Origin of the sequence: Pontitalea aquivivens, from assembly GCF_046507575.1 — a bacterium.
Classification (GTDB): domain Bacteria; phylum Pseudomonadota; class Alphaproteobacteria; order Rhodobacterales; family Rhodobacteraceae; genus Pontitalea; species Pontitalea aquivivens.
On sequence record NZ_JBKFEY010000014.1, the window covers coordinates 46082 to 58308 of the forward strand.

The window sequence follows — 12227 nt, forward strand, 5'->3', positions numbered from 1 at the left end:
CCCCGCAACAACGCTATCCATTGGATCGGAATGGGAAATTGGCGCACCCGACAGGATTCGAACCTGTGACCTTCGCCTTCGGAGGGCGACACTCTATCCAGCTGAGCTACGGGTGCAGCACGTTGCCTCTATAGCCAGCTTTGCGCGGGGCTGCAATGGGGTCCGGACGGATCTTGGGGCCCATGACGCCGTTGCCTGGCCGCGTCGGGATCAGCCAAACAGATCGTGGCACAATTCCAGCGCTGAAATCAGCGCATCGACCTCGGCCCGGGTATTATACATCGCGAAAGAGGCCCGCGCCGTCGCCGACAGGCCCAGATGCTGCATCAGAGGCATCGCGCAATGTGTGCCCGCGCGCACCGCGATGCCGCGCTTGTCCAGCACGGTCGAGATGTCATGCGCATGGGCCGCCCCCGCCAGCGTCAGCGAAAAGATCGCGCCGCGCTGCGGGGCCGCGCCCTGAACCTTCAGCCAGTTCAGCCCCTTGAACCGGTCCAGCGCGTAATCACGCAGGTCCGCCTCATGCGCGGCAATCTTGTCCATGCCGACGCCCATCAGATAGTCCAGCGCCACGCCCAGCCCGATCTGCTGCACGATGCCCGGTGTGCCGGCCTCAAACCGCATCGGCGGGCGGGCATAGGTGACGCTGTCGCGCGTGACCGTGTCGATCATGTCGCCGCCGCCCAGGAAGGGGCGCATCTCCTCCATCCTCTCCTGCCGGATGAAGATCGCGCCGGAACCACTTGGCCCGTATAGCTTATGTCCGGTGATCGCATAGAAATCGCAGCCGATCGCGGCCACATCCACCGGCATGTGAACCGCCGCCTGCGAGCCATCGACCAGAACCGGAACCCCCGCCGCCCGCGCGCCCTTGCAGATCGCCGCGACATCGACCAGCGTGCCCAGAACGTTCGACATATGCGTGACCGCCACCAGCCGCGTGCGCGGGCCGATCGCGGCCAGCACCTTCGCCGGGTCCAGCGACCCGTCAGCTTCGGGTTCCACCCATTTCAGCACAACGCCCTGCCGTTCGCGCAGGAAATGCCAAGGCACGATATTGGCGTGATGTTCCAGCACCGACAGAACGATTTCATCGCCCGCCTGCAGCCGCGGCGCGGCCCAGCCATAGGACACCAGGTTGATCGCCTCGGTCGTGCCCGAGGTAAAGACGATCTCCTCGGCCGAGGGCGCGTTCAGAAAGCGCGCGATGATGCCGCGCACGGCCTCATACTTTTCGGTGGCGAGGTTCGAAAGATAGTGCAAGCCCCTGTGAACATTGGCATATTCTTCGGCGTAGCCGCGCGTCACCGCCTCGATCACGCAGGCGGGCTTTTGCGCCGATGCGCCATTGTCCAGATAGACCAGCGGCTTGCCATTCACCGTGCGGCTAAGGATCGGGAAATCGGCGCGGATCTTGGCAACGTCATACATGACAGGCTCCTGTAGTCCCGCGCTATGCGGGGACGGGGAAAATTCCGAACGACATCAAGACGATGCCGAATACAAGCGCGCTGCCAATGAAGATCCCGACCACCGCCAGCGCGACCAGCGCCAGATTGGTAAAGCCATGCAGCGCCGCGGTGAAGCGGACCAAAAGCCAGCCCATCAGCCCCAGCAACACCATCGTCAGCACCATGCCGACCATCGGGAACAGAAACATCAGCACGAATTGCACCATCTGCCCGACGATCAGGACGAATTCCATCCAGACCACCAGCAAAAGCGCATCGGCGAATGTGCCGCGCCCGCCCATGCGCCGGCCAAAGAAGGCAATCGCCCAGGCGCCATAGACCAGCAGCGCCCCCTGCATCAGCGCCAGAACCACCGGCGATGCCGCCGAAACCCGGATCTGCCCACCCGTAGCCAGCGCCAGCGCCATCTGCGACAGCGTCGCCAGCGCCGCCGACAGCACCATGACGATGGCCAGCCCCAGGATGCGCCCTTGCATCGGCACGCCCAGCCCCAGCAGTCGCGCCACCGCCCCGTTCGGGTCCAGAACCGACTGGCGGATCAGATCCAGCAGAACCGAAAACCGCAGCTCCATCAGGCACCTCCGCCGGGATGTTCGAATTCCGCCACGCGCAGCGCCGCAAGCCAGATCGCGGCAAAGACCACGCCCACCGCAGCGCTGACAAAGGTCAGCTGCGCGCCCGCGCCGATGAACCCCGCCACCAGCCCCTGCAACAGCATCAGCGGCGAGGCCGCCAGCAGTGCCCAGAACAGCGCCAGCCGCGCGCCGTAAAAGCTGCCACGCCCGCCAAAAAACGCGCGCGCGATGACATGGCTGGCCCCCGCCAGCAGATAGAACGCCGGCAACGCCGCCAGCGCCGCCAGCCCCGTGCCCAGCATCAGCCCCGTCAGGGGCTGATCCGGGTCCAGATGCGCGATGCGCGACAGGCGCGGCCATTGCGCGACAAAGATCACCGCCAGCGCCGCCAGCAGGATCGACAGCGCCCAGGGCTCGGACCGGCCCCGCGCCAGAAGGCCGCGCATCACCGCGCGCGGTGCGCGATAGCTGCGCAGGATGTCATCGGTGGCCGACATGGGCACCTAGCCGCGATGCCGGGACAGCCAGGCCTCCAGCCGCGCGACGATCTCGGCCTGGATATCCTCATCCTCGATCTCGGCGATGGTATCGGCCAGGAAGGACAGCACCAGAAGCGCCACCGCCTCTTCCTGCGGCACCCCGCGCGAACGCAGATAAAACAGCGCCGTTTCATCCAGCGCGCCGGTGGTCGATCCGTGGCTGCACTTCACGTCATCGGCATAGATTTCCAGTTCGGGCTTGGCCAGGAACTGGCTGTCGTCATCCAGCAGCAACGACTGGCTGATCTGATAGCCGTCGGTCTTCTGCGCGCCGGGCTTGACCAGGATCTTGCCCTGGAAGGTGCCCACCGCGCCGTGTTTCAGCACCTTCTTGAACACCTGCCGGCTTTCGCCGCGTTCGGCGCCGTGGGTGATGAAGACCGTGTCGTCATGGTGGAACGCGCCGGTCGCGCCATCGCCAAGGGCGGCGCCCGCGACATGGGCCACGGCATCGTCGCCCGCGATGTCGATCACGCATTCATTGCGCGTCAGAACGCCATTGGCGGTCAGCGTGAAGCTTTTGAACAGCGCACCCGCCGCGACGCGCGTGAACAGATGCGTCACCGCCCGGCGCTGATGATCGCGCCCCTGCACGCGAATGTGGTGAAAGCGCCCGCCCTCGGCCACATCGACCTCAATCACCTTGTTGAAGCGTGCGCCCGCCGGGCCCGATTCCAGAAGCGTCAGCTCGGCGCCCGGCTCGATCTTCACCAGATGGTGCAGGATCGGGTCGGAAATCTCTGATTCATGGATATAAATCAGGTGCACCGGCTTGGCCGCCCGGGCCGTTGCGCGGATCAGGATGCCATCCGTCGCGGCCGCCGTGTTCAGCGCCGCGAACGGGCGCGCCACCGGGGTCTGGCCCGCGGTTTCCAGCGTGCCGTACAGCCCGTTGGCCCAGGACAGATCCGGCGCATCGGCCAGACGCAGGATTTCCACCCCGGCCAGCACCGGATCATCGGATGCCGCCGCGTCAAAGACGCCATCGACAAAGACCAGCTTCACCCGGTCCAGCGCATCGAACAGCGGCGCCTCATCGCTGGCATCGAACACCTGCGCAACGGGCGCCGCCCCGGCGTTCAGCGTCGCCGGATCGGTGTAGCGCCAGTATTCGTCGCGCCGGTCCGGCAGGCCGATCGCCCGCAGGCGCGCCAGCGCATCCGTCCGCGCCGCGCCGAAGCCCGGCCCCGTTTCCAGCGCATCCAGCCGCGCGCCGGCCTTTGCCTGGGGCACCGCCATCACTGCGCCTCCGCCAGAATGTCGGCATAGCCGTTCTGTTCAACCTCAAGCGCCAGTTCCGGCCCGCCGGTGCGAATGATGCGGCCATCGGCCATGATATGCACCACATCGGGTTTGATGTGGTCCAGAAGCCGCTGATAATGCGTGATTACCAGGAAAGACCGCCCCGCATCGCGCAGCGCGTTCACGCCATCGGCCACCAGCTTCATCGCGTCAACGTCCAGCCCGGAATCGGTTTCATCCAGGATGCACATCTTCGGTTCCAGCATCGCCATCTGCAGGATCTCGTTGCGCTTCTTTTCCCCGCCCGAGAACCCCACGTTCACCGGCCGTTTCAGCATCTCGGCGTCGATCTTCAGCGTCCTGGCCTTTTCGCGCACCGCCTTCAGGAATTCCCCGGCCGACAGTTCGTCCTGCCCGCGCGCCTTGCGCTGCGCGTTCACCGCAGTGCGCAGGAAGGTCATGTTGCCGACACCCGGAATTTCGACCGGGTACTGAAAGGCCAGAAACAGGCCCGCCGCGGCGCGTTCCTCGGGCTCCATCTCCAGCAGGTCGGCGCCTTCCAGCGTGGCGTCGCCCTCGGTCACCTCATAGCCGTCGCGGCCCGACAGAACATAGGACAGCGTCGATTTGCCGGACCCGTTCGGCCCCATGATCGCATGGACCTTGCCCGGTTCGACCGTCAGGTTGACCCCTTTCAGGATCTGCTTGTCCTCATCTTCAAGTTTGACGTGCAGGTTTTTGATTTCCAACATTTCTTTATCCCGTATCCGTTACCCGACCGAGCCTTCCAGGCTGATCGCGACAAGGCTTTGCGCCTCCATGGCGAATTCCATCGGCAGCGCCTGCAGCACCTCGCGGCAGAAGCCGTTGACCACCAGCGCCACCGCCTCTTCCTCATCCATGCCGCGGGCGCGGCAGTAGAACAGCTGATCGTCATCCACCTTGGATGTCGTCGCTTCATGCTCGACCCGGCTCGAGTTGTTCTTGACCTCGATATAGGGCACCGTATGCGCGCCGCACTGATCGCCGATCAGCAGGCTGTCGCACTGGGTATAGTTGCGGCTGTTCTTGGCCTTGGGATGCATCGTCACCAGACCGCGATAGGTATTCTGCGCGCGTCCCGCGGAAATTCCTTTCGAAACAATGCGTGACCGGGTGTTCTTGCCAAGATGGATCATCTTGGTCCCGGTATCGGCCTGCTGGCAGTTGTTGGCGATGGCGATCGAATAGAATTCACCCTGGCTGGCTTCGCCGCGCAGGATGCAGGACGGATATTTCCAGGTGATCGCCGATCCGGTTTCCACCTGCGTCCACATCACCTTGGCCCGGTCACCCCGGCAATCGGCGCGCTTGGTGACAAAGTTGTAGATGCCGCCACGGCCTTCCTCATCGCCCGGATACCAGTTCTGGACGGTGGAATATTTCACCTCGGCATCGTCAAGGATGACGATTTCCACCACCGCTGCATGCAGCTGGTGGGTTTCGCGCTTGGGCGCGGTGCAGCCTTCCAGATAGCTGACATAGCTGCCCTTGTCGGCGATGATCAGCGTGCGTTCGAACTGTCCGGTGTTTTCGGCATTGATGCGGAAATAGGTCGAAAGCTCCATCGGGCAGCGCACGCCCGGCGGGATATAGACAAAGGACCCATCGGAAAACACCGCCGAATTCAGCGTGGCAAAGAAGTTGTCGGTCTGCGGCACGACACTGCCCAGATATTTCTTCACCAGTTCGGGATGTTCCTTGATCGCCTCGGAAATCGAACAGAAGATCACACCCGCCCTGGCCAGTTCCTCCTTGAAGGTCGTGCCCACGGACACCGAATCGAAAACCGCGTCGACCGCGACCTTGCGCGCATCCGCCGCGATGCCTTCGGCACCCTCGACCCCTGCCAGGATCATCTGCTCCTTCAGCGGGATGCCCAGCTTTTCATAGGTGGCCAGCAGCTTGGGGTCGACCTCATCCAGGCTTTTGGGCTTTTCGGCCATGCTTTTGGGCTTGGCGTAATAATACTGATCCTGATAGTCGATCGCGGGATAGTTGAGCATCGCCCACCGCGGCTCTTCCATCGTCTGCCAGCGCCGGAATGCCTGAAGCCGCCATTCGGTCATCCAGTCGGGCTCGCCGTTCTTTTCCGAGATCAGCCGAACGATATCCTCGTTCACGCCCTTGGGGGCGTATTCCATCTCGATCTCGGTTTCCCAACCGTATTTGTAGCTGCCCATGTTCTGGACGGTCTCGACCGTCTCGCGGTCCACGCCCTCACGGACTTCCAGTTCCTGATCCACCTGCGTCACTTCCGTTCATCCTTCCTGCGGAACCCGCGTTCAGACCATCCGCGCCCGGTGCCGCCTCAGCGCGGCGCCGAAGGCATCGGCAAAGCGCAAGACATCCTCGCGCCCCACCCCCGGTCCGATCGACACGCGGATCGCCGAACCCGCCTGCGCTTCGTCATACCCCATCGCCACCAGTACACGGCTTGCCCGGACCTTGCCCGAAGAACAAGCCGACCCCGCCGACACCGCAAAACCGGCAAGGTCCAGCCGCATCACCTGCGTCTCGCCCTTCCAGCCCGGGGTCAGCACCGACAACGTGTTGGGCAAAAGCCCGGCCCCGTCTCCCGTTATCTCCCACCCGGGGAAGATAACATCTTCGGCGGCGTCTTCCAGAGCCAATTTTAGAATTTTTCTAATTTCAGCCACCCCGGCCCAGACACCCTGCGCCAGATCGCGCGCCGCCGCCTCGGCCGCCGCGCCGAAACCCGCGATGCCGATCAGGTTTTCGGTGCCCGCGCGCCGGCCCATTTCCTGCCCGCCGCCGCGCAGCTGTGCGGCCACATCCGTGCCCCGCCGCACCACCAGCGCGCCCACGCCCTTGGGCCCGCCCAGCTTGTGCGCAGAAATCAGCCCCGCCGTCACCCCCAGCCAGTTGAACGCCAGCGGCACCTTGCCAAAGGCCTGCGTCAGATCCGACACCGCCAGCCCCTCGGGCAGGCTCTGGATCACGCCGGTCTCGGAATTGGCCAGCTGCAGCGCCGTGCGGCCCGGATCGGTCACCGCTACCCGCCCCTGCCGGTCCACCGGCAAATCCGCTTCGCACCAGGCCAGAACCGCATCATGTTCCACCGCGCCACAATGCAGCCCCCGCCCCGCGCAGGCCAGCGCCGCCGCCTCGGTCGCGCCCGAGGTGAAGATCACATCCTGCCCCTCGGCCCCCAGCGCGGCGGCGACCTGTGCCCGCGCCCGCTCCAGCAGGGCCCTGGCCGCCCGCCCCTCGGCATGAACCGAGGACGGATTGCCCACCACATCCATCGCCGCAATCATCGCCGCGCGCGCCTGCGGCCGCAGCGGCGTGGTGGCATTCCAGTCCAGATAAAGCCGCCCCGCCATCAGCCGCCCATCCGCGCGCCTGCGGCTTCTTCTTGGCCCAAATACTCCCCGCGGAGCGTCCCGGCGCAGCCACCCGCGCGCCGCCCGGGGATGCGGCCCGCCGCGCTCATTCGTCCACCACCGAAAACAGCGACGGCACCGCCGGACAGGGCTTCAGCCCATTGCGCGCCACATCGGCCAGCGTGGTCTGGTGCAGAAAGACAAAGACCTGCGCGCTCAGGCTTTCCCACAGCCGGTTCGACAGCGACTGCGCCCGGCTGCCCGACACCCCGCCCGAAGCCCCCGCCCCCACATGCAGCGCGCTGACGGTTTCATCCACCGCCTCGAAAATCTCGGAAATCCGGATCTCTTCGGGCGCGCGCGCCAGACGATAGCCACCGCCCGGGCCGCGCACGCTGGCCACCAGCCCGGCGCGCCGCAGCCGCACGAACAGCTGTTCCAGATAGGGCAGGGAAATATCCTGCCTGCGCGAGATTTCGGACAGCGAGGTCATCTGCCCCGCGCCCGCGATCGCCAGATCCACCAGCGCCACCATCGCGTAGCGTCCCTTGGTCGAAAGCTTCATCCAACCCTCCGCCGGCCCTGAAAAGCAAAAGCGGACACGGCCATTGACGCCGCGCCCTTCGCCCCTTAACTCACTTGCACCCGAATGTCCGGCATCCCGCCGGAGATGGCCCCGTCCTATGGTGTCCGAGCGATTGCGTCAAGTTTAGACCCGCCCGTCCACCTGCGACAGATCGACAGGAACCAGGCAAGATCCATGCCCGAAGTCATTTTTCCCGGACCCGAAGGTCGCCTTGAAGGCCGCTACCACCCCCAGCCCGCCCCCGATGCGCCGATCGCCATCGTGCTGCACCCCGACCCGCAGTTCGGCGGCACGATGAACAACCGCGTGGTCTATAACCTGCACTATGCCTTTCACCGGCTGGGCTTCACGGTGCTGCGCTTCAACTTCCGCGGCGTGGGCCGCAGCCAGGGCGAATATGACCAGGGCATCGGCGAGCTGTCGGATGCCGCCTCGGCGCTGGATTACCTGCAGACGATGAACCCCAATTCCAAGCATTGCTGGGTCGCGGGCTTTTCCTTCGGTGCCTGGATCGGGATGCAACTGCTGATGCGGCGGCCGGAAATCACCGGCTTCATTTCTGTCGCGCCACCGGCGAACATGTATGATTTCAGCTTTCTTGCGCCCTGCCCGTCTTCGGGGCTGATCATCAACGGCACCGCCGACCGCGTGGCCCCGCCCAAGGACACGGCGACGCTGGTGGCCAAGCTGCGCGAACAGAAGGGCATCACCATCACCCATCAGGAGGTCGAGGGCGCCGACCATTTCTTCAAGGATGATGACGCGCATATGAAGCCGATGATCGACACCGTGCAGGCCTATGTCAAACGCCGCCTGACGGAAGGGTCGCGCTGACATGGCGCTGGTCGACGATCTGGCCGACCGGCTGGCCGCCGATGTGATGACCGCGATGGACGAACTGGGCGACGACCGTTTCTACATCGAGGTGGGCAAGGTCATCGGCACCTCCTCGCCCTCGCTGGAAGAGGCGTTCATGACCTCATGCCGGCTGCGCATTTCCGAGACGCGCGCGCGCCGCTTCATCGAAGACCGGCTGGCCGCGCTGCGCCGCGACAAGAAAAGCCACGCCGGGTGAGCGCGCGTCTGGACGCGCAGTTCCGCTTCCTGATCGAGGCGGACAAGCTCAAGCAGGTGCTGCGCGCAACCCGCCTGACCGACGGGTCGCGGCGGGAAAATTCCGGCGAACATTCCTGGCATCTGGCGCTTTATGCGCTGGTCCTGGCCGATCAGGCGGGGCCCGGGGTCAATATCGACCGGGTAATCCGCATGCTGCTGCTGCATGATCTGGTGGAAATCGACGTGGGCGACGTGCCGATCCATTCGGCCAATGGCATGGCCCATGGTTCCGCTGCCGTCCAGGCCGCCGAGGCCGCCGCCGCGGATCGTATTTTCGGCATCCTTCCCGATGACTTGCGCGACGATCTTCGTGCGCTCTGGCAAGAGTTCGAGGCCGCCCTGACCCCCGATGCGGTCTTTGCCAGGGCGCTGGACCGGGTGCAGCCGGTGATCCACAACATCGCCTCGGGCGGGGGCACCTGGGCGGAATATGATGTGACCTGGCCACAGCTTGAATCGCGGGTGGGATCGCGGATCGCGCGGGGCGCCCCGGCGCTGTGGGATTGGGTCGCGGCCCGGGCACGGGGCTGGTTCGGGATCTAGTCACCCGCCGCCCGGGGGTTTTCCACCCCCGGACCCCCGGAGGATATTTCGGCAAATCCGAAGCGGCCTTCATCTTGCCCGAAATACCTCGGGGGTGAATTTGGCGCAGCCAAAGAGGGGGCAGCGCCCCCTTACCCGGGCGGATCCCGTCCCAATCAGGCGTCGGTTGCAGCGCCCGCACCTTCGTGGCGGCGGCCGCGGAAGCCCTGGGCCACCACGAATTTCTCGGAACTGTCGGACCGGCTGGCCGGGGGTTTGACATTGGCGACCTTGCTGAAGTTCTTCTTCAGGATCGCCTGCAGCTCGTTCTCGGCGCCGCCCGCCAGCACCTTGGCCACGAAGGTCCCGCCCTCTTCCAGGACGTCAAAGGCGAATTCGGCGGCCGCTTCGCACAGCGCGATGATGCGCAGGTGATCCGTGCCCTGATGGCCGGACGAGGCCGCGGCCATGTCCGACATCACCACATCGGCCTTGCCGCCCAGCCATTGCTTGACCTGTTCATCCGCGCCATCGGCCAGGAAATCGAGCTGATGGATTTCCGCGCCCGCGATGGGGGCGACCTCTTGCAGGTCGACGCCCAGCACGGTGCCCACCTTCTTGCCCGATTTCTCGCCAAGCGCGTTGACCCGCGCGACCGCCACCTGGCACCAGCCCCCGGGCGCGCAGCCCAGGTCGACCACCCGCGCGCCGGGCACCAGGAAGCGGTATTTGTCGTCCAGTTCCAGGATCTTGTAGGCCGCGCGGCCGCGGTATCCCTCTTTCCGGGCGCGCTGCACATAAGGATCGTTCAGCTGGCGTTCCAGCCACAGCGTCGAGGACAGCTTGCGCCCCTTGGCGGTCTTGACCCGCACGCGCAGGTCGCGCTGGCCCCGCCCCGAGGTGTTCCTGGGCGCGCCAGCCCCGCCTTTACCCGCGCCGCCTTTACCCGCCCCGTCTTTACCCGTCGGTGTCTTGGTCATCAGATCGTCCCCGGTTCTTCCAGCACGCCATCGGCGGCCATCAGTGCATATAAAAGCCCCTCGCGCAGGCCGCGGTCGGCGACCGACAGCCGATCGGTGGGCCAGACCCGCATCAGCGCCTGCAAGATCGCCGCGCCCGACATGATCAGCGTGTGCCGGTCACGCCCGATGCGCGGATCGGTGCGCCGCCCTTCGGGACCCAGCGACAGGAAATCGCGGATCACCGCGTCGATCTGCAGGCTGGACATGCGCAGCCCGTCAACGCGGTTGCGGTCATAGCGGCGCAGCCCCAGATGGCAGGCCGCCACCGTTGTGACCGTGCCCGAGGTGCCGATGATCTGGAACCCCTCGCGCGGCGATCCGGCGCTGTAGGGCGAGAAATCGGCCAGTTTCTCTTCAAAGAACCAGCTCATAAGCGCGAAGCGCGCCGCGTCATCCTCGACATCGGCGAACTGGTCCTTGAGCGTGGCCACCCCCAGCGGAACGGAAATCCAGTCGACCACCCGGGCCGAGCCGGGGTCTTCGCGCGCGGCATCCAGCCCCGAGGACAGCCGCATGATCGCGCGGGCGCGTTCGGGGGCGGGCACATCGGACAGGTCGATCCAGACCAGTTCGGTCGAGCCCCCGCCGATATCGACCACCAGAAGCTGTTCGGTGCGCGGATTGACCAGCGAGGCGCAAGAGATCACGGCCAGCCGCGCCTCTTCCTCGGGCTTGATGATTTCCAGCGGCAGGCCGGTTTCGCGACGCACGAAGCGCAGGAAATCGCGCGCGTTGCTGGCGCGGCGACAGGCCTCGGTCGCGACCAGGCGCATGCGCTTGACGCCGTGGGATTCGATCTTGCGCCGGCAGATCTGCAGCGCCTGCACCGTGCGCGCCATCGAGGCACGCGACAACCGCCCCGAGGCTTCAAGCCCCTGGCCCAGCTGGACAGCCTTGGAAAAGCTGTCGACCACATGGAACTGATTGCCCCTGGGACAGGCGATCAGCATGCGGCAACTGTTGGTGCCAAGATCAAGCGCAGCATAAAGCTCGCCCGACTCGGCGGGTTGGGTCGCGGGACGCTCTACCGGTTTCGGGAACGCGCCCGCGGACCGGGGACGCCTGGGCGCCATCTTGCACGCCCTCCGATTTCAAGTTGTCCCCAAGGTAGTGGCAGCGATCCGCCGATGCAAGAGCGGGCGGCAGGATGCGGGCCGGGATCGGGGCCGGGATCGGGGCCGGCATACGGGGCCGGCATACGGGGCCGGCATACGGGGGCGTGACGGGAAAACGGCAGTGCGTCATGGCAGGCGGCGGCAGGGGGGCGCTGCCCCCCTCGCGGCAAAGCCGCTCACCCCCCGGGATATTTTCGCAAAGCCGAAAGCAGAGCCCGCACCAAAGGTCGCCAAGCCCGCGCAACATGTCGAAAACCGTCATCGCGGCTGGCGCTTGCGGGCGTATCTGTGGGGGAAAGGGAATCACCATGACCGAAAGCACCACCAGGATCACCATCATCTGCTGGCGCGACATTCCCGCACAGGTCATCGCGGGCCAGGGACGGGGCGCGATCAAGATCGCGCTGCCCGAACGGTTCGAACAGGCGATCGACCGCTGTGCGATGAAGGTGGGCGCGCGCGATGCCGATGCCTATCTGGCCGAGTGGCGCAGGCGGCCCGCGGGCACCCGGCCCGGCGGGGATGCGGCGGCGGCGGCGGTGGCAGAGGTGGCGCGGCTGGTCGGCGAATATGACGCGGCGCGGCTGGCGCGGCTGGTTGCGCGGGATGGCTGGGATGCGCCCGGCGCCGATACGGGGGAAACCGGATGACA

Annotated in this window: 14 protein-coding genes and 1 tRNA gene; 4 read left to right on the forward strand and 11 right to left on the reverse strand. The window is 65.8% G+C overall.

Annotation, left to right across the window (positions count from 1 at the left end; genetic code table 11):
- Positions 1 to 39: 39 nt before the first annotated feature.
- From ACK8OU_RS13945 to iscR, 9 genes are all read right to left on the reverse strand, one after another.
- Positions 40 to 116, reverse strand: a tRNA-Arg gene (locus ACK8OU_RS13945).
- Positions 117 to 210: 94 nt separating this feature from the next.
- Complete coding sequence (locus ACK8OU_RS13950) at positions 211 to 1431, reverse strand: cysteine desulfurase (RefSeq protein WP_410304028.1); 1221 nt, start codon at positions 1429 to 1431, stop codon at positions 211 to 213.
- Positions 1432 to 1453: 22 nt separating this feature from the next.
- Positions 1454 to 2044: a Yip1 family protein gene (locus ACK8OU_RS13955; RefSeq protein WP_410304029.1), complete on the reverse strand. Its 591-nt coding sequence runs from the start codon at positions 2042 to 2044 to the stop codon at positions 1454 to 1456.
- Positions 2044 to 2544, reverse strand: a complete 501-nt coding sequence (locus tag ACK8OU_RS13960) for a YIP1 family protein (protein ID WP_410304030.1) — start codon at positions 2542 to 2544, stop codon at positions 2044 to 2046. Before ACK8OU_RS13960 ends, ACK8OU_RS13955 begins: the two co-directional genes overlap by 1 nt.
- A 6-nt stretch (positions 2545 to 2550) precedes the next feature.
- Positions 2551 to 3825, reverse strand: coding sequence for a SufB/SufD family protein (locus ACK8OU_RS13965; protein ID WP_410304031.1), 1275 nt, complete (start codon positions 3823 to 3825; stop codon positions 2551 to 2553).
- Positions 3825 to 4580, reverse strand: a complete 756-nt coding sequence (gene sufC, locus ACK8OU_RS13970; RefSeq protein WP_410304032.1) for a Fe-S cluster assembly ATPase SufC — start codon at positions 4578 to 4580, stop codon at positions 3825 to 3827. Before sufC ends, ACK8OU_RS13965 begins: the two co-directional genes overlap by 1 nt.
- An 18-nt stretch (positions 4581 to 4598) precedes the next feature.
- On the reverse strand, positions 4599 to 6113 hold the full coding sequence (gene sufB / locus ACK8OU_RS13975; protein ID WP_410304060.1) for a Fe-S cluster assembly protein SufB: 1515 nt from the start codon (positions 6111 to 6113) through the stop codon (positions 4599 to 4601).
- A gap of 39 nt (positions 6114 to 6152) precedes the next feature.
- Positions 6153 to 7214, reverse strand: a complete 1062-nt coding sequence (locus ACK8OU_RS13980; protein WP_410304033.1) for a cysteine desulfurase family protein — start codon at positions 7212 to 7214, stop codon at positions 6153 to 6155.
- Positions 7215 to 7320: 106 nt separating this feature from the next.
- Positions 7321 to 7779, reverse strand: a complete 459-nt coding sequence (gene iscR, locus ACK8OU_RS13985; protein WP_410304034.1) for a Fe-S cluster assembly transcriptional regulator IscR — start codon at positions 7777 to 7779, stop codon at positions 7321 to 7323.
- Between the two features lie 195 nt (positions 7780 to 7974).
- Between iscR and ACK8OU_RS13990 the strand changes: the two genes are divergently transcribed.
- Genes ACK8OU_RS13990 through ACK8OU_RS14000 form a run of 3 tightly spaced genes read left to right on the forward strand, consistent with a single transcriptional unit; the run spans position 7975 to position 9459 of the window.
- A complete protein-coding gene (locus tag ACK8OU_RS13990; RefSeq protein ID WP_410304035.1) occupies positions 7975 to 8634 on the forward strand; it encodes an alpha/beta hydrolase in 660 nt (219 codons plus the stop codon).
- Position 8635: 1 nt separating this feature from the next.
- Positions 8636 to 8875: a hypothetical protein gene (locus ACK8OU_RS13995; RefSeq protein ID WP_410304036.1), complete on the forward strand. Its 240-nt coding sequence runs from the start codon at positions 8636 to 8638 to the stop codon at positions 8873 to 8875.
- Entirely contained in the window at positions 8872 to 9459 is a 588-nt protein-coding gene (locus ACK8OU_RS14000) for an HD domain-containing protein (protein WP_410304037.1), read from the forward strand. Before ACK8OU_RS13995 ends, ACK8OU_RS14000 begins: the two co-directional genes overlap by 4 nt.
- A gap of 155 nt (positions 9460 to 9614) precedes the next feature.
- Here the strand turns inward: ACK8OU_RS14000 and ACK8OU_RS14005 are convergent, their stop codons facing one another.
- Together ACK8OU_RS14005 and ACK8OU_RS14010 are read right to left on the reverse strand one after the other, a co-directional pair.
- Complete coding sequence (locus ACK8OU_RS14005; protein WP_410304038.1) at positions 9615 to 10418, reverse strand: RlmE family RNA methyltransferase; 804 nt, start codon at positions 10416 to 10418, stop codon at positions 9615 to 9617.
- Positions 10418 to 11533 (reverse strand): Ppx/GppA phosphatase family protein, encoded by a 1116-nt coding sequence (locus ACK8OU_RS14010; RefSeq protein ID WP_410304039.1) that lies wholly within the window; start codon positions 11531 to 11533, stop codon positions 10418 to 10420. Before ACK8OU_RS14010 ends, ACK8OU_RS14005 begins: the two co-directional genes overlap by 1 nt.
- 350 nt (positions 11534 to 11883) lie before the next feature.
- Between ACK8OU_RS14010 and ACK8OU_RS14015 the strand changes: the two genes are divergently transcribed.
- Positions 11884 to 12225 (forward strand): virulence factor, encoded by a 342-nt coding sequence (locus ACK8OU_RS14015; protein WP_410304040.1) that lies wholly within the window; start codon positions 11884 to 11886, stop codon positions 12223 to 12225.
- Positions 12226 to 12227 lie beyond the last annotated feature (2 nt).

What these genes read in the sequence shown, in the direction of transcription:
- ACK8OU_RS13950 (WP_410304028.1), bottom strand. Translation starts at nt 1,431, where the DNA reads ATGTATGACGTTGCCAAGATCCGCGCCGATTTCCCGATCCTTAGCCGC.
- ACK8OU_RS13955 (WP_410304029.1), bottom strand. Translation starts at nt 2,044, where the DNA reads ATGGAGCTGCGGTTTTCGGTTCTGCTGGATCTGATCCGCCAGTCGGTT.
- ACK8OU_RS13960 (WP_410304030.1), bottom strand. Translation starts at nt 2,544, where the DNA reads ATGTCGGCCACCGATGACATCCTGCGCAGCTATCGCGCACCGCGCGCG.
- ACK8OU_RS13965 (WP_410304031.1), bottom strand. Translation starts at nt 3,825, where the DNA reads ATGGCGGTGCCCCAGGCAAAGGCCGGCGCGCGGCTGGATGCGCTGGAA.
- sufC (WP_410304032.1), bottom strand. Translation starts at nt 4,580, where the DNA reads ATGTTGGAAATCAAAAACCTGCACGTCAAACTTGAAGATGAGGACAAG.
- ACK8OU_RS13980 (WP_410304033.1), bottom strand. Translation starts at nt 7,214, where the DNA reads ATGGCGGGGCGGCTTTATCTGGACTGGAATGCCACCACGCCGCTGCGG.
- iscR (WP_410304034.1), bottom strand. Translation starts at nt 7,779, where the DNA reads ATGAAGCTTTCGACCAAGGGACGCTACGCGATGGTGGCGCTGGTGGAT.
- ACK8OU_RS13990 (WP_410304035.1), top strand. Translation starts at nt 7,975, where the DNA reads ATGCCCGAAGTCATTTTTCCCGGACCCGAAGGTCGCCTTGAAGGCCGC.
- ACK8OU_RS13995 (WP_410304036.1), top strand. Translation starts at nt 8,636, where the DNA reads ATGGCGCTGGTCGACGATCTGGCCGACCGGCTGGCCGCCGATGTGATG.
- ACK8OU_RS14005 (WP_410304038.1), bottom strand. Translation starts at nt 10,418, where the DNA reads ATGACCAAGACACCGACGGGTAAAGACGGGGCGGGTAAAGGCGGCGCG.
- ACK8OU_RS14010 (WP_410304039.1), bottom strand. Translation starts at nt 11,533, where the DNA reads ATGGCGCCCAGGCGTCCCCGGTCCGCGGGCGCGTTCCCGAAACCGGTA.
- ACK8OU_RS14015 (WP_410304040.1), top strand. Translation starts at nt 11,884, where the DNA reads ATGACCGAAAGCACCACCAGGATCACCATCATCTGCTGGCGCGACATT.